This window comes from Curtobacterium sp. YC1, assembly GCF_016267665.1.
GTDB lineage: Bacteria > Actinomycetota > Actinomycetes > Actinomycetales > Microbacteriaceae > Curtobacterium.
Window position 1 is genome coordinate 188,202 of sequence record NZ_CP066341.1, and the last position, 15,313, is coordinate 203,514.

At 72.0% G+C, this 15,313-nt stretch carries 15 protein-coding genes; 8 read left to right on the forward strand and 7 right to left on the reverse strand.

Annotation, left to right across the window (positions count from 1 at the left end):
- Positions 1-21: 21 nt before the first annotated feature.
- From I8920_RS00995 to I8920_RS01005, 3 genes are read left to right on the forward strand one after another with little or no spacing between them, the layout of a single operon-like run.
- Complete coding sequence (locus I8920_RS00995) at positions 22-3,795, forward strand: non-ribosomal peptide synthetase family protein (protein WP_198657356.1); 3,774 nt, start codon at positions 22-24, stop codon at positions 3,793-3,795.
- A complete protein-coding gene (locus tag I8920_RS01000) occupies positions 3,795-4,025 on the forward strand; it encodes a hypothetical protein (RefSeq protein WP_198657357.1) in 231 nt (76 codons plus the stop codon). Before I8920_RS00995 ends, I8920_RS01000 begins: the two co-directional genes overlap by 1 nt.
- A 48-nt stretch (positions 4,026-4,073) precedes the next feature.
- Positions 4,074-4,694, forward strand: coding sequence for a 4'-phosphopantetheinyl transferase family protein (locus I8920_RS01005; protein WP_198657358.1), 621 nt, complete (start codon positions 4,074-4,076; stop codon positions 4,692-4,694).
- 79 nt (positions 4,695-4,773) lie between these two features.
- On the opposite strand, the gene I8920_RS01010 is transcribed toward I8920_RS01005, so the two are convergent.
- Positions 4,774-5,448 (reverse strand): TetR/AcrR family transcriptional regulator, encoded by a 675-nt coding sequence (locus I8920_RS01010; protein ID WP_198657359.1) that lies wholly within the window; start codon positions 5,446-5,448, stop codon positions 4,774-4,776.
- A gap of 77 nt (positions 5,449-5,525) precedes the next feature.
- On the opposite strand from I8920_RS01010, the gene I8920_RS01015 reads away from it, so the two are divergent.
- The 4 genes from I8920_RS01015 to I8920_RS01030 all read left to right on the forward strand — a co-directional run bounded on the left by I8920_RS01015 (position 5,526) and on the right by I8920_RS01030 (position 8,522).
- Positions 5,526-6,584, forward strand: a complete 1,059-nt coding sequence (locus I8920_RS01015) for a zinc-binding dehydrogenase (RefSeq protein WP_232832774.1) — start codon at positions 5,526-5,528, stop codon at positions 6,582-6,584.
- Positions 6,581-7,228, forward strand: coding sequence for an ABC transporter permease (locus I8920_RS01020; protein ID WP_198657360.1), 648 nt, complete (start codon positions 6,581-6,583; stop codon positions 7,226-7,228). Before I8920_RS01015 ends, I8920_RS01020 begins: the two co-directional genes overlap by 4 nt.
- A complete protein-coding gene (locus tag I8920_RS01025; RefSeq protein ID WP_198657361.1) occupies positions 7,225-7,659 on the forward strand; it encodes a hypothetical protein in 435 nt (144 codons plus the stop codon). The genes I8920_RS01020 and I8920_RS01025 overlap by 4 nt, the downstream gene beginning before the upstream one ends.
- 116 nt (positions 7,660-7,775) lie before the next feature.
- The gene (locus I8920_RS01030) at positions 7,776-8,522 is read left to right on the forward strand and encodes a 3-keto-5-aminohexanoate cleavage protein (RefSeq protein WP_198657362.1); all 747 of its coding nucleotides are present in this window, start codon (positions 7,776-7,778) and stop codon (positions 8,520-8,522) included.
- A 78-nt stretch (positions 8,523-8,600) separates the two neighbouring features.
- On the opposite strand, the gene I8920_RS01035 is transcribed toward I8920_RS01030, so the two are convergent.
- The gene (locus tag I8920_RS01035) at positions 8,601-10,067 is read right to left on the reverse strand and encodes a glycosyltransferase family 39 protein (RefSeq protein ID WP_198657363.1); all 1,467 of its coding nucleotides are present in this window, start codon (positions 10,065-10,067) and stop codon (positions 8,601-8,603) included.
- An 83-nt stretch (positions 10,068-10,150) separates the two neighbouring features.
- Between I8920_RS01035 and I8920_RS01040 the strand changes: the two genes are divergently transcribed.
- Positions 10,151-11,872 carry an AMP-binding protein gene (locus I8920_RS01040; protein ID WP_269802233.1) on the forward strand — a complete coding sequence of 574 codons (1,722 nt, stop codon included), beginning with the start codon at positions 10,151-10,153 and terminating at the stop codon, positions 11,870-11,872.
- Positions 11,873-11,914: 42 nt separating this feature from the next.
- Here I8920_RS01040 and I8920_RS01045 read toward each other — a convergent pair whose 3' ends face one another.
- From I8920_RS01045 to msrA, 5 genes are all read right to left on the reverse strand, one after another.
- Positions 11,915-12,322, reverse strand: a complete 408-nt coding sequence (locus I8920_RS01045; RefSeq protein ID WP_232832775.1) for a hypothetical protein — start codon at positions 12,320-12,322, stop codon at positions 11,915-11,917.
- 49 nt (positions 12,323-12,371) lie between these two features.
- Entirely contained in the window at positions 12,372-12,899 is a 528-nt protein-coding gene (locus tag I8920_RS01050; RefSeq protein WP_198657365.1) for a DUF6611 family protein, read from the reverse strand.
- On the reverse strand, positions 12,896-13,498 hold the full coding sequence (locus I8920_RS01055; protein ID WP_198657366.1) for a hypothetical protein: 603 nt from the start codon (positions 13,496-13,498) through the stop codon (positions 12,896-12,898). The genes I8920_RS01050 and I8920_RS01055 overlap by 4 nt, the downstream gene beginning before the upstream one ends.
- A 134-nt stretch (positions 13,499-13,632) precedes the next feature.
- The gene (gene ppk2, locus I8920_RS01060; protein ID WP_198657367.1) at positions 13,633-14,541 is read right to left on the reverse strand and encodes a polyphosphate kinase 2; all 909 of its coding nucleotides are present in this window, start codon (positions 14,539-14,541) and stop codon (positions 13,633-13,635) included.
- A 135-nt stretch (positions 14,542-14,676) separates the two neighbouring features.
- Entirely contained in the window at positions 14,677-15,198 is a 522-nt protein-coding gene (gene msrA, locus I8920_RS01065; protein ID WP_198657368.1) for a peptide-methionine (S)-S-oxide reductase MsrA, read from the reverse strand.
- Positions 15,199-15,313 lie beyond the last annotated feature (115 nt).

Here is a 15,313-nt window from a genome sequence, read left to right on the forward strand (position 1 = left end):
ACCGTCAGCAAGGGGAATCTGATGGAAACACCGACAACGTTCATCGCTGCATCCCGGGTCGCAACGACGATGCCGACGCTCCTCCGAACGGCAGCGGCAGCCGCGCCGGATCACCCGGCGGTCGTCGAGGGAGATGCGACCCTCACCTTCTCGGCCCTGTGGACGGATGCGGTCTCGCAAGCCGCCCACCTGAGGAGTCAGGGTGTCCGCCCTGGCGACTCGGTCGGGCTGTTCCTGGAACCGGGAGCCGCCCTCGTCACCGCCGTCTGGGGTGTGCTGCTCGCCGGCGCTGCATACGTCCCCCTGGCCGTCGACTACCCGGACGAGCGGATCCGCTACATGATCGGCCAGTCCAGACTCGCCCACGTCATCGCCGACGAGCGGACAGCGGCACGCGTGCGCCAGCTCACGCCGGACACGGTGCGCGTGCACCACGCCGGCGCCGCCGCTGTGGCTTCGTCCGTCGGCCAGGACCCGGATGCGGACGGCCCCGCCTACGTCATCTTCACGTCTGGCTCCACCGGCAGACCCAAGGGCGTCGTGGTCCCGCACGTCGCGATCACCCACCAGCTGCGCTGGCTCGCCGGCGAGATGGAACTCGGCAGTGCCCGCATCCTCCTGAAGACGCCGACGAGTTTCGACGCGGCGCAGTGGGAACTCCTCGCCAACGCGGTCGGCGCGACCATCGTCATCGGACCCGCGGGCGTGCACCGAGACCCAGCAGCGATCGCGCAACTCGTCGACGAGCAGCAGGTCTCGCACCTGCAGTGCGTGCCCACCCTGTGGCGCGCGCTCACGAGAGAACACACCCTCTCGAGGAACGAGTCGCTCACGCACGTCTTCTCCGGAGGGGAGGCGCTGACGGCCACCGACGCTCAGGAGATCCTGCAAGTGGTCCCGAATGCGACCCTCGTCAATCTCTACGGCCCGACGGAGACGACGATCAACGCGACGTTCCACCGGGTGGGCCCGGACGACGTCCGCGACGCGCGATCGGTCGTCAGCATCGGTCGCCCGGTACCGGGCTGCACCGTCCACGTCCTGGACCACGATCGACGCCCCGTGGCACCCGGCGATGTCGGCGAGCTCGCCATCGGAGGACCGCAGGTCGCATCCGGGTACGAGAACGACCCCGAGCGGACTGCGGAGCGGTTCATCGAGATCGACGTGGACGGCGTACCGACCCGCGTCTACGTCACGGGGGACGTCGTCTCCCGGCACCCGGACGGAGACCTGCACTTCCACGGCCGGGTGGATGACCAGGTGAAGATCAACGGGCACCGCGTGGAAACCGAGGAGGTGCGCCTCGTCATCGAACAGCACCACTGGGTCCGCTCCGCGGCGGTCGTCCCGTGGACCGACCCGCGCGACGGACTGGAGCGCCTGGCCGCATTCGTCGAGCTCGACCCAGAAGAGGCGGCGGTCATGGACGCGGACCGTGCCGGACAGCACCACCGATCGAAGAGCGGGCATGAGCAGGTCCGCGCACAGCTCGCCGCCCTCGAGCGAGACGGCGAGCGGACCATGCCGGACGACGTCGCCCTCCCGGGTTCCGACGGGACCCTCGAGCAGCAGACGACGGCGTTCGCCCGGAAGACCTACCGCTTCTACGACGGGGCCGAGCTGCACGTCGACGACGTCGTCGCGTTCATAGAAGCATCGCAGCCGCCGTCGCCCACCGGGCCGAGAGTGCCGCTGACCATCGAGGCCCTCGGTGAACTGCTCCGCTGGTTCGGGCCGTTCCGCAGCATTGAGCGCCTCCTGCCCAAGTACGCCTACGCCTCGCCCGGCGCGCTCAACGCGACCAGGCTCTTCGTCGAGGTCGCAGGCATCGACGGCATCGCTGACGGACTGCACGAGTACCGCCCAGATCCCCATGCACTCCGGGCGGTCACGGGGACGACCGGGGGAGTCCCTCGCGGGACCGTCCGGGTGCACCTCGTCGGCGATCGCGGAGCCATCGAGGCGGTCTACGCCACGAACGTCGACGAGGTGCTCCACTTCGAAGCCGGGCACATGGTCGGTGTGCTCGACCACGCCAGCGCTCGGCTCGGGTACTTCACTCATCACCGGAGCGTCGTGCAGGACCCCCGCCTCACGGGTCCGGACCACGTGTGCACGGCGACCATCGACCTGCGCGACGACGCCCCTGCGCCGGACGGCGTCGCGGTGCGGACCACGGTGCAGCTCCACCGCACCGTCGTCGACGGACGGGCGGGTACCTACGACGTCCGCTCGGGCAGACTCGAAGCCGTCAGCGGAGACGTCATCGAACGCCGGCACGTCATCGCGATCAACCAGGAGACGTACGACCGTTCGAGCTTCGGGGTCACGATGTCCGTTCCGGAAGGAGCGGGCTGGCGCGGCTTCGTCGAGCTCGGACGGTCGCTCCAACGCCTGCAGATGAACTCCGTCAACATCGGCCTGATGTCTGCCGGGTACTCGTCGCTGACCGGACGGGACCTGCCGTCAGCCGTGCGCTACCGAGAGATCGTCGGAGGCAACGACCTCGTCTACTTCGCCGTCGCGGGCCCGGTGTCCGACGAGCAGATCCGTTCCGTCGGGATGCGCGAGGACTCCGTGCACACGCGAGGGCCGGAAGAGATCCTGCGGGACGACCTCCGCAGGACGCTGCCCTACTACATGGTGCCGGCGCGGGTCACGGTGATCGACGAGATCCCCGTGTCCAGCAGCGGGAAGCACGACCGTGCTGCGCTGATCTCAGCGCTGGAACGAGCCGCCGCGCCCGGAGGGGTGTCGGTTCCGCCGGCGAACACCGCCGAGGAGCGCATCCTCGACCTCTGGAACGAGGTGCTCGGTGCGCAGCACGGATCCGTCGAAGCAGACTTCTTCGATGTCGGAGGCAACTCGCTCGACGCCGTCCGGCTGATCAACCGGATCAATCGGGAGCTCGGAGGGGAACTCCCCGTCCAGACGGTCTTCGACCGCCCCACCGTCCGCGCGCTCGCCGCGGGCCTGAGCGGCGCTTCTACGGTCAGCTCCCGGCTGATCAAGCTCGCGGAGGGACCGGCAGAGCCCCTGATCATCTGGCCTGGTCTCGGTGGCTACCCGATGAACCTGCGCACGCTGGCGAACCAGCTGTCATCCCGGTTCACGGTGTACGCCGTGCAGACCCACGGCCTGAACGCCGACGAGGTCCCTCGTGCGACGCTGCGGGAGATGATCGACGACGACGTCACGCTCGTGCAGGGCGCCTTCGCCGATCAGGACGTGACGCTCGCGGGTTACTCCTTCGGGGCACGGGTGGCAACCGCCGTGGCTGCTTCGCTCCTGCGGGCCGGCCGCGCTGTCCGCCAACTCGTCCTCATCGCTCCGGGATCACCGTTCATCCCGGCACTCCCGGTCGCTGTCGGGAGGCAGTTCGACGACCCGTACTTCCTGCGGATGGCCTACTCGGTCTTCCTCGGACGCCTTCCCGACGTTGGTGCATCAACGCAGCTCGACGCCGTCACCGACGAGCGAGCGTTCCTGGCGGCGTTGGCCACCTGGCGCCCCGAGCTCGACTCGGACCTGGCCGCGAGGATCCTCCGCGTCGCATCGACCACGTTCGGGTTCCGGGACGACCCGGCGCCGGACGTCAGCGGTCTCCTCGCCGACATGCGCGTATTCGCCGCCACCGGGGACAGCCCGTCGTTCCTGCGCTCGCACGAGACCGTCCTCGAGGGGACCGGACAACTCAGCCGACTCCCCGTCGACCACTACACGATCCTCGGCGAGTCGACAGCGGCGACCGTCGCGCACCTGCTCGCCGACCGACAGTTGCAGGAGCGCTGATGCCGCACTTCAAGGTCTGGCACTTCGCCCCGGAGCTCACCGAGGACCAACGGCAGCGACTGACGACTGCGATCGAGGCGCTCGCCGCTGAGGTCCTCGGAACGTCGCCGGCCGCGGTGTCGGTGGACGAGATCGCCGTGCCGGAGGAGAACTGGAAGACCGACGTGTTCGACGTCGAGATCGCACCCCGTCATGACGCCCTCGTGCGCAAGCCGGGCTACTCCGTGTAACGGCCGGAGGGGGCGTCGCGGGTGGGTGATCGGAGTCCTCTCGTGGCCGTGTTCGAGGGAAGTGCCACGGTCGTCGCCGAGGCGCACGGCGATCGGACCGACCTCGAACTCTTCGAACAGGAGGAGCGAACGCTCGCGAACGCATCACCGGCTCGCTTGGCGGAGTTCCGGACCGCACGGTCGTGCGCGAGGGAAGCGCTGCGTGCGCTCGGCATCCCGGCCGGCAGCATCCCCGTCGGCGCCGACCGTGCCCCCATGTGGCCCGCGGGGATCGTCGGGAGCATCACCCACTGCAGCGGGTACCGCGCAGCGGCCGTCGCGAGGAGCGGACAGCTGCTCGCCCTCGGAGTGGATGCCGAGCCGCACGCGCCACTCCCGCACGGCGTCGCAGAGGCGATGTTCACCGCGGAGGAGGTCGCAGCGACGAGCGGGCTCCGAGACGATGTGCACTGGGGGCGCGTCCTCTTCAGCGCCAAGGAAGCCGTCTTCAAGCTCCGTGCGCAGCTCGGGTCACAGGTACCCGTCGTGATCAGGCGCGTGCACCCGGATGGTCGCATCGACACCGATCCTGCGGGGACTGGGGTGTCCTTCGACGTGCGTTGGGCAGTCGATCGTCGGCTCGTCGTGACGGCAGCGCGCGCTCGACCGCGGTCCTCGCCTCCCCTGTAGGACAAGAGCAGCCGATGTGGCTCAGGCTGTGCCGGATGCGCCGCGGGAGCAACGGTCGACGAGGACCTGCACCCCTCCGTCAGCCCCCGAGCCCGGCCGACGACCGGATCACCCGCTCCTCGATCGCCTCCGGCCAGGGGAACAGCGGCGTGGTGCGGCGCAGGCTCGCGAGCCCGTGCAACCCCACCCAGAGCGCGACCGCGCGCTCCACGACGCCGTCCGACGCGGCACCGGAGCCGGACCCAGCCCCAGCTCCGGATGCAGCACCAGCCGCTCGCTCCGCGGCGGCCGCCCCCATCGCCTCCACGAGCACCTGCAACGCCCCCTGCCCCAGCTGCGACCGCTCTGCACGCTCCCGGTGCGCGTCCCCAGGCAGGTCGGCGGCGTTCCACGCGCCTCCGAACAGCAGGCGGTACCGCCCCGGGTGCTCGTCGGCGAACGCGAGGTAGGCGCGGGAGACCGCCCACACCTGCTGCTCCCCGGTGCTGCCGGCCTGCGCCTGCCGCAGCACGTCCTCGAGTTCGGCGAAGGTGTCCTCGACGACCGTCCGCAGGACGGCGTCGACGCTCTCGAAGTGCCGGTAAATGGACGGCGCGGTGATCCCGGCCGCGCGCGCGATGGCGCGCAGCGTCACCGTCTCGGCGTCGCCGGACTGCAGGAGGCCCGTGGCTGCGTCCACGATCTCCTGCCGCAACCGGGCGCCGTCGCCACGGGCGTTGCGGACGCGGACGGGGGCGGGTTGCGACGACTTCACGACGATCACTTTACATCTGTTTCCTCATGCGTATGCTCGTGTGTGTTCACACCTGTTTACTCAATCGAGGAGTCCCCGTGTCCGCTTCCGAACCACGCGCCCCCGTCATCCCGACGACGACCACGCGGATCGTGCTGCCGGGGATCGCCGCGCCCGACGCACTCCGCTTCGAGACCACCGAGGTCGTCCCACCGGCTACCGGTCGCGCCCTGGTCCGCATGCAGGCGACCGGGGTCAGCTTCGCCGAGCAGCAGATGCGCCTGGGCCGCTACTACGGTCAGCCGGCGTTCCCGTTCGTCCCCGGGTACGACGTGGTCGGGACGGTCGTCGCCGTCGGGCCGGACGTCGCGCCCGACCTGGTCGGCCGCCGCGTCGCCGCCGTCACGAAGGTCGGTGCCTGGTCCGAGGTCGTGGACGTCGACGCGCGCGGCCTCATGACCGTGCCCGACCACCTGGACGCCGCGGACGTCGAGTCGGTCATCGTCAACGGCGTCACCGCGTGGCGCATGCTCCACGAGGTCGCCCGCGTCCCTGCCGGGGGCACGATCCTGGTGCTCGGCGCGAACGGCGGCGTCGGGTCCACCCTGGTCCAGCTGGCCCGGCACGCCGGCATCCGCGTGGTCGGCACCGTGTCGCGGCGGCACCACGACACGGTGCGGGCGCTCGGTGCGGAGCCGTTCGACCGCGACGACCCCGCGGTGCACGATCAGATCCGCGCGGCGGCACCCGACGGGTTCGACGCGGTGTTCGACCACGTCGGCGGCCCGGGGATCACCCGGTCCTGGGGCCTGGTGCGCCGGGGCGGCGCGCTGGTCTCGTACGGCACGGCCGCCGCGAAGGACGACGACCGCGGCATCGGCGGGATCTTCTTCGCCCTGTTCGCCCGCCTGACCCTGTGGAACGCCCTGCCGAACGGTCGTCGCGCGAGCTTCTTCGACTACTGGGCCGGCCTGCGGCGGCCCGCCGCGTTCTACGCACGCCAACGCGTCGCCTTCGCGCGCGTCCTGGAACTCCTGGAGGCCCGTGCCCTCGAACCGCAGGTCGCCGCCCGGTTCCCGCTCGCCCAGACCGTCGAGGCCTTCCGGCTCGCCGAGAGCCGGACGGTCGCCGGCAAGGTCACGATCGTCGCAGCATGAGCGCCGTCACCGCCCACCACCAGGAAACGAGTCCCGCCGTGTCCGCCACGCTCACCGCACGCTCCGACGTCGGGTCCGACGTCGTCGACAACCGTCTCGCCTACGCACTGTTCGCCTTCGCGTACGTCTTCGGGCACGGGCTCAACGCCGTGTCCCTCGGTGGGGCGACCTTCCTGCCACCGTGGTTGTCCTGGACGCTGCTGGCCGCCGGCTTCGCCGCCGGGACGGTCGTCAGCACGGTGACCGCCGTCCGCGCGCAGCGCTCGATGGCCGAGCCGGCCCGGACGTCGGCCCGGCTGCTCGGTGCGGCGTGGGTCACCGGATTCACCGGGTTGTTCTTCGTCATCACCGGGCTGTCGGTGTCGACGGGTGTTCCGGACCTGCAGCTCGTGCTCTGGCCGACCGGCTCGGCGCTCGTCGTCGGCCTCATCACCGTCGCCGAGGGTTCGCTCCGCCGGGACCGCCTGCACTACGCGCTCGGGACGCTGCTGACGGTCCTCGGGGGCGTCGCGCTCATGCTGCCGCCGCTCGCGACCCTGGTCGTGATGACGGTGGGCGGTGGCGGCGCGTACGTGCTGGCCGTGTTCCTCGCCCACCGGCGACACTCGTCGTCGCCGGCCGTCCTCGAGGGGCGAGCATCGTGACCCGCGCGACGCGAGCGAGCACGACCCGCGCGACGCGACCGACCCCGACGGGCCGACCGCGGCCCGCGACCGCTCCGAGGACGGCCGCACGGATCGTCGTCGTCTCGGCGTGGGCCTCCGCGGGCCTGGTCGCGACCGGCTGGGCGCTCGTCGGGACGGCCCCGATGGTCGTGCTGCTCGTCGCCACTGTCGCCGGCGGTCGCCGGTGGCGGCCCGTCCTGCCGTGGGCGGTGGCGCTCGCCGCGTCCCAGGCGACGGCGATCGCGCTGTGGGCCTCGCACGAGGACCCGCCACCGAGCCTGACCAAGGACCTGGACCCGGTGCACGCGGTCGTCACCATCGCCCTCGCCGTCGGCGCCGCGGTCGCGGCGCACGTCACGAATCGTCGTGCCCGTACCCGGGGCCGCGCTCGGACGCCCGGTCAGCGGTGACCGCCGGACCGAGGCGGCTGGCGCCTCGGAGCTCGCCGAGGCGCTCGCCGCTCCGTCCCGGACGACGCGACGTCCGGCGGGCGGAGGGTGCCGACGGCGAGGTGTAGGCAGGGTCGGTGCCCCACCTGCAGGCCGCTCCGGCCGGTCCTCCCACCCACCCGTCGGTTCCCCGCACCCCGGACGCCATCGCCGCTGAGGCCGCCGCCTGCGTCGCCGCCGGAGCGACCACGTTCCACCTGCACGCCTACGACGACGACGGGGTGGAGACGCTCGAGGCCCGGCACGTCTCCGCCGTCCTGCGTGCCGTCCGCCGAGCCTGTCCCGGCGTCCCGCTCAACATGACGACCTTCGCCGAGATCGAGCCCGATCCGGACCGCCGCTCCGCACTGGTGGCCGGGTGGGCGGACCTGCCCGACCTGGTCGCCGCCAACCAGGGCGAGACGGGCATCGACGAGCTCAGCGTGGCGCTCCTCGACCGCGGCGTGCGTGTCGAGGCGTGCCTGCTGTCCCTCGACGACGCGCACCGGTTCGCCAGGTCGACCGGCTGGGAGCGGTTCGCCCGCGTGGTGATCGAGCCGCTCGTGGACGACGAGGACGCGGCCGTCGTGCTCGACCGTGAGATCGAGGCCGTGGTCACGGGCGCGGGCATCACGCTCGAACAGCTGCACCACGGCATCGGGGACGCCACGTGGGCCGTGCTCCGGCGGGCCGCTGCCCGGGGACACGGCGTGCGGGTGGGGTTGGAGGACGTCCTGACCCTGCCGGACGGGACGGACGCACCGTCCACCGCCGCCCTGGTCGCCGCGGCCCGCGACCTGGTCGCGAGCACACCGTCGACCCGCGCGGAACAGCACGCCGGCTAACCCGCCGCGCACCCGCGCGTCCGCGCGCCCGCGCACGCGCGCTCCGCACCGCCCAGCAGCCTGCCGGTGTACCCGGGCTCAGCGTTCCCAGGCCTCGACGGTGATGCCCCCGAAGTCCCGCTCCACGACGCGCTCGTACCCGGCCCCGAGCAGCTGCGCACCCGTCGCCCCCGGGCGGGTCCCGTCGTTGCCGACCAGGACCCAGACGCGGTCGTGCCGCAGCTCCGCCCGGGCGGTCGCGGCACGGGGGAGCAGCCGGTCGCTGTACGTGCCGGTGCCCGTCCACGACGACCGGAACGCGACGTCGTCGAGCCCGGCGAACGCCGCGGGGTAGGCGGCCAGGGCGATCCGAGGCCGCAGGGACACCGTGCCCGTCGTGCCGAACACGACGGCGTCCCCGGTCCGGGCGTGCTCCTGCACGTACGTGGCGACGGCCCGGAGCGGCTGCCCGCCGGGTTTGGCGGTCTCGCCACGTGCCGTCAGGAAGGACGGGACGGACAGTGCGATGAGCGCGGTCGCGACCACGGGCCTCCACGAGCCGCGCAGCGCTGCGATGGACGACCCGACCAGGCCGGCCACCGCGGGCACGACGATGGTCAGGTACCGCGGCGTGAACAGCGGGCCGAGGGTGACGGTGGCCGCCACGAGCGCCAGAGTCGGCACGGTGACCCAGAGCAGGAACAGCAGCCAGGCCGGACCCGGTCGGCGACCGCGGCGGACGGCCACCACCAGGGTCGTCACGAGCAGGGCGAGGACGCCGGCCGCGAGCCACCAGGCGTCGAGGAAGACGCTCTCGACGCCGACCGTCCACGGGTTCACCGGCTGGTCACGCAGCCACGCCACCTGCCCGCGCTGCGTGGCGGCCAGGACCACCAGGGGCGAGGTGACGGCCAGGGCCGCGGCGCTCGCGAGGGCGGTGCGGACGGCGATCCGGCGCCGGTCCGTCCGCTGGCAGAGCGCCCATGCGACGAACGCCGGGAGCACGAGTGCCGCGTACAGGAAGAGCGCGACCGAGGCGGCGAGGCCGAGGGCCAGCAGCACCCACCGCCGCCCGCGGGACGGCTGGCGTGCGGCGGTGACGAGGGCGACGGCCGACCAGGTGAGGCAGGCGGTCGCGAGTGCGAAGGAGCGGGCATCCAGGCCGGCCGCACCGGCGCGGGGCAGCAGGAGCACCGCGATCGCTGCCGGCAGCGCTGCCCGGGGTGCGTCGAGCCGTCGCAGCAGCACGAACACCGCGGCCGCCGTCGCCCCGACCGCGATCGCGGACGGCAGCCGGACGGCGAACTCCGTCTCGCCGAACACGGCGGTCCACCAGTGCAGCAGCAGCGCGTAGACGGCGTGCACGGCGTCCTTCTCCTGCACGAAGCGCAGGATCTCGACGGGGTCCAGGCGGGCGAGCCGGAGACTCGCCGCCTCGTCGTTCCAGTACGAGGGCTGCCAGGAGCCGACCGCGGTGAGCAGGGTGCCGAACAGTGCGATCGCGACGGTGGCGGTCGTTGCGTGTGCCCGCGGCGTGCGGCCGACGATCGGTTCGGGAGCGGGCATGACGGGTCTCATTCTGCACGACCGGCCAACCCGGACCCGGTCGCACCTGCATCCGGCATGATCGTCGTGTGCCCTCATCCTCCGTGACCACCGCCTACCGTGCTGCGCGCGACCAGCTCCTCGCCGCCGACTCCGCAGCAACCGCCCGCAGCGGCTTCGCCTGGCCGGACCTGGGTGACACGTTCAACTGGGCGAACGACTGGTTCGACGTCATCGCGCAGGACAACGACCGCACCGCGCTCTGGATCGCGGGTGCCGACGACGAGCAGCGGTTCAGCTACGCCGAGATGGCCGCACGGTCCGACCGGCTGGCCGTGTTCTTGTACGAGCACGGCGTCGCGAAGGGCGACCACGTGCTCGTCATGCTCGGCAACCAGCTCGAGCTGTGGGAGACCATGCTGGCCGTCATCAAGCTCGGCGCGGTGATCCTGCCGACGTCGACGATGCTCGACACCGCCGACCTGCAGGACCGCGTCGACCGGGGTTCGGTGGCGCACGTCGTCACGAACGTCGGCGAGACGGCGAAGTACGCGGGCGTGCACGGGTCCTTCGGGCGCATCGTGGTCGGCGGCCCGACGGACGGCTGGACCGCGTACCCGGAGGACCTCGGCGAGCCGGCACCGTCCGGGGAACCCACCCGCCCCGTGGTGGAGACCCGCACGTCCGACCCGTGCCTGGTGTACTTCACGTCCGGCACGACGTCGAAGCCGAAGATGGTCGTGCACACGCAGACCTCGTACCCGGTCGGGCACCTCAGCACGATGCACTGGCTGGGCCTGCGTCCCGGCGACGTGCACCTGGCGATCAGCTCGCCCGGCTGGGGAAAGCACGCGTGGAGCTGCTTCTTCGCGCCGTGGATCGCCGAGGCGACCGTGTTCGTGCACGACACCCCGCGGTTCGACCCGGCCGGATTGCTCGCGAAGCTCGACGCGGCCGAGGTCACGACGTTCTGCGCGCCGCCGACCGCGTGGCGGATGATGCTGCAGGCCGACCTCGGAGCCCGGCCCCGTGCCCTGCGCGAGGTGGTGTCCGCGGGTGAGCCGCTGAACCCCGAGGTGATCGCCCGCGTGGCCGCCGCCTGGGACCTGACGATCCGCGACGGGTACGGGCAGACCGAGACCACCGCGATCATCGGCAACGTGCCCGGCGACCCGGTGACCCCCGGTGCGATGGGCACACCCCTGCCCGGCGTCGACGTGGTGCTGCTCGACCCGGTGACCGGTCGAGCCAGCGACGAGGGCGAGGTCTGCCTCGACCTGACGGAGCGGCCGGTGAACCTGATGGCCGGCTACCTCGGCGACCCGGAGCGCACCGAGTCGTCGATGCGCGACGGCTTCTTCCACACCGGGGACATCGCGGCGCGCGACGCCGACGGGCAGCTGACGTTCATCGGCCGGACCGACGACGTGTTCAAGTCCTCGGACTACAAGGTGTCACCGTTCGAGGTCGAGAGCGCCCTGCTGCAGCACCCCGCCGTCGCCGAGAGCGCCGTGGTGCCGGCGCCGGACGACGCCCGGCTCAACGTCGTGAAGGCCTACGTGGCGCTCGCCGGCGGGTGGGAGCCCACCGCCGAGACCGCGCGCGCCGTGCTCGAGCACGCCCGGACGGCCCTGCCGGCGTACGCGCGGGTCCGCCGGGTCGAGTTCGCCGAACTGCCGAAGACCATCTCGGGCAAGATCCGCCGGGTCGAGCTGCGCGAGCGCGAGGAGCAGGCGCACGCCGGTGGCACGCGGCCCGAGGGGGAGTGGCGCGACGACCAGTTCCCGGAGCTGCGCACGCGCCGCCCGGGCCCGACCGCGGACTAGCCGGGGCCCGCCCGCCCGGTCGGCGAGGCGGGCACCCCGGCGTCAGCGCTCGGCGTCGTCCTCGTCTGCGGCGTCCGCACCGTCGGCATCCGCCGCCGTGTGCGCCCCGTCGGCGTCCGCCGCCGAGTCCGCGACGTCCGCCAGGTCGTCCCGCGAGTTCGCGTGGATCGGCTCGCTGTGCCCGAACGTCTTCGCCGCCGCTCGCAGTCGTGCGACGAAGTCGCCGTCGTCGAGCTCGAGCTCGTCCTCGTCGGCGTCCTCGATGACGATCTCGCTCGACGGACCGATGAGGACCTTCGTGGTGGTCATCGTGCCGTCCTCGGCGACCGCGGGCACCTCGACGGTGTCTGCCCGGTCCCCGCCGGCGAGTGCCGCGGCGTACTCGATCACGGCGTCGGCCACGTCGTCACCGACCAGGATCGTCGTGCTGTCGTAGCGGATGTGCTTCATCAGGTACTCCTCCCCACCTCAGTGAAGCGCCGCCCCGGTGAGACCCGCTTCAGGATGGCCGATGGACGCGGTCCGGTACCGCGGCGGGCAGGTCGTTCCACACGTCGGCCCAGACGAGCTCGAAGTCGACGGGTCGGATGCGGTGCGCCCGCAACGCCCGCTCCAGGATCGAGAGGGCGTCGAGGGAGCCGGCGAGCAGCCGTTCGTCGCCGTGCACCTCGCGTCGACCGTCGCCGAGGAACGTCGTCACGGAGACCGAACGCACCCGCGGGCGCACCGACCGCGTGACCCGGGCCAGGACCGCGAAGCCGCCGCCGTAGGCGAGGAGCGCGGTGGTCGCACCGATGGCCGGCACCTCGGCGGCGAGCACGAGGGCGGCGAGTGCGACGAGCGCACCGACGGCGGGCCAGACGTGCCAGGCGCGCAGGAGCAGACGCTCGCGGGTGTTCGTGCCCGGCGGGTACACGACGAGGGTGCGAGAGCTCCACATCGTCCGACCGACGGGGCGGATCGTGTACCGACCCCAGACGTGCACGCCGTCGAGCAAACGGCTGCGGACGGACAGCGCGGTGGTCATCGCTCGGCCGGTGCGAGCTCGGTCCGGACCGGCGCGAGCTGACCACGCGCCGGCGCGAGCTCCGCACGGACCGGTGCGAGCTCCGCGCGCACCGCCTCGACGACGTCCCGGTGCCGGACGTTCGTCAGGCACGGGAAGCAGACGAGGTCGCCGTCACGCACGTCGGCGGGCAGCGGGGCCGGGAGGCGGTGGAACGGACCGTCGGCCTGACCGTCACAGCGGGTGACGACGTACATCGTGGCGAGGGGAGCGGTGCTCCTGCGTCCGATCAGGCGCACCTGGTCGAGCACGGCGCAGGTGGGCAGGACGGCGTCGAGTTCCAGCAGCACGACACCCGGCCGCGGACGGCGCACGCGGGTGACCGAGGCCACCGCGACGCTCACGTCGCGCGGCGTCCAGCCCCGGGGGCGGTACCGCGGCGGGGACTGCTCGGCGGTGTGGACCGTCGGCGTGCCGGTGAGGTCGGCGAGCCGCACCATCGAGATCGCGGCGACGAGCAGGTCGTCGGTCGTGGCCTCGGTGTGGGCGGGCCAGAGGTGCGGGTCCATCGGATCGGGGAGCGACGCGCGGAGCGTCGGCATGATCGCTGTCAGTGTCACGGTCCCCACACTCGCGCGCGGTGCCACGGGCCGGAACCCGCGCTCACGGAACCCCTACGGCGCGGAGCGGACTCCTGACGGTGTCCTCACCGGCACCGGCACCGGCACCGGCCCCGGCACCGCGTGCCCCGCGGTCACTCGACGTCGACGTCCCGCTTGCCGCGCCGGACGATCAGCGGGTCGGGCTTGCCGATCACGTCGACCGCCTTGTCCGGGTAGTCGAACTGCGTCAGGAAGTACCGCATCGCGTTGAGCCGCGCGCGCTTCTTGTCGTTCGACCGCACGATCGTCCACGGCGCGTACCGCTTGCTCGTCCGCGCGAACATCTCGGTCTTCGCCGCCGTGTAGTCGTCCCACCGGTCGAGCGACAGCAGGTCGATGTCGGACAGCTTCCACTGCCGCACCGGGTCGAGCTGCCGCATCGCGAACCGGGTGCGCTGCTCACGCCGGGTCACCGAGAACCAGAACTTCGTCAGGTGCACGCCGGAGTCGACGAGCATCCGTTCGAACTGCGGCACCTGGGTCATGAACGACTCGTACTCGTCGTCGCTGCAGAAGCCCATCACCCGTTCCACGCCGGCACGGTTGTACCAGGAGCGGTCGAACAGCACGATCTCGCCGGCCGACGGCAGGTGCTGCACGTACCGCTGGAAGTACCACTCACCGCGCTCCCGCTCGCTGGGCTTGCTCAGCGCGACCACGCGCGAGGTCCGCGGGTTCAGGTGCTCGGTGAACCGCTTGATGGTGCCGCCCTTGCCCGCGGCGTCGCGGCCCTCGAACAGCACGACGGCCTTCTGCCCGGTGTCCTCGAGCCAGTACTGGCACTTCAGCAGCTCGATCTGCAGCAGGTACTTCTCGAACTCGTACTCCTCGCGCGGCAGCCGTTCCGCGTAGGGGTAGTCGTCGCGCCAGGTCAGCACCGGGTTGCCGTACGGGTCGATCAGGTCCGGGTCGGCGGTGTGCCCGTCCGCCACGCTGTAGCCCTCGGTCCGGAGCTGCTCGATGTACTCCCGGAGCGGTTGCGAGTAGGGCGCTGTGTCCACGGTGTCCTCCTGTGCCTGCCGATCGAGCGTCGGCCCGGTCCCATCCTGGCCTGGTCACCCGCAGAGCCGCCCCAAGACGGACGGGAGGCACGGTGCCAGCTGGCACCGTGCCTCCCGTCCGTCAGGCGGTCGCGATCAGACGGCCGCGGTCGCCTCGTCGCGGTGCGGGAGCTTCCAGCCCGGGCGCACGAAGTGGCAGGTGTAGCCGTGGGGGTTCTTCTCGAGGTAGTCCTGGTGCTCGTCCTCGGCCTCCCAGAACGGGCCGGCCTCGGTGACCTCGGTGACGACCTTGCCGGGCCAGATGCCCGACGCGTCGACGTCCGCGATGGTGTCGAGCGCGACCTGCTTCTGCTCGTCCGATGTGAAGAAGATGGCCGAGCGGTAGCTGCGGCCGACGTCGTTGCCCTGACGGTCCTTCGTCGACGGGTCGTGGATCTGGAAGAAGAACTCCAGCAGGTCCCGGTACGAGATCTGGGACGGGTCGAAGACGATCTCGACCGACTCGGCGTGGTCGCCGTGGTTGCGGTACGTCGCGTTCGGCACGTCGCCGCCGGAGTAGCCGACGCGCGTGCTGACGATGCCGGGGCGACGACGGAGGAGCTGCTGCGCTCCCCAGAAGCAGCCGCCGGCGAGGATGGCGGTCTCGGTGGTGCTCATGGTGGCCTCCTGGGCTCTCGTGTCACTGGCTGCGACACCGTGTGGTGCAACCGGCAACAGGTGCGTTCTGTTCCCACGGCTGGGCTGGCGCACCTCGACACTACGAGGACGACCT

What these genes read in the sequence shown, in the direction of transcription:
- I8920_RS00995 (WP_198657356.1), top strand. Translation starts at nt 22, where the DNA reads ATGGAAACACCGACAACGTTCATCGCTGCATCCCGGGTCGCAACGACG.
- I8920_RS01000 (WP_198657357.1), top strand. Translation starts at nt 3,795, where the DNA reads ATGCCGCACTTCAAGGTCTGGCACTTCGCCCCGGAGCTCACCGAGGAC.
- I8920_RS01020 (WP_198657360.1), top strand. Translation starts at nt 6,581, where the DNA reads ATGAGCGCCGTCACCGCCCACCACCAGGAAACGAGTCCCGCCGTGTCC.
- I8920_RS01035 (WP_198657363.1), bottom strand. Translation starts at nt 10,067, where the DNA reads ATGCCCGCTCCCGAACCGATCGTCGGCCGCACGCCGCGGGCACACGCA.
- I8920_RS01045 (WP_232832775.1), bottom strand. Translation starts at nt 12,322, where the DNA reads ATGAAGCACATCCGCTACGACAGCACGACGATCCTGGTCGGTGACGAC.
- I8920_RS01050 (WP_198657365.1), bottom strand. Translation starts at nt 12,899, where the DNA reads ATGACCACCGCGCTGTCCGTCCGCAGCCGTTTGCTCGACGGCGTGCAC.
- msrA (WP_198657368.1), bottom strand. Translation starts at nt 15,198, where the DNA reads ATGAGCACCACCGAGACCGCCATCCTCGCCGGCGGCTGCTTCTGGGGA.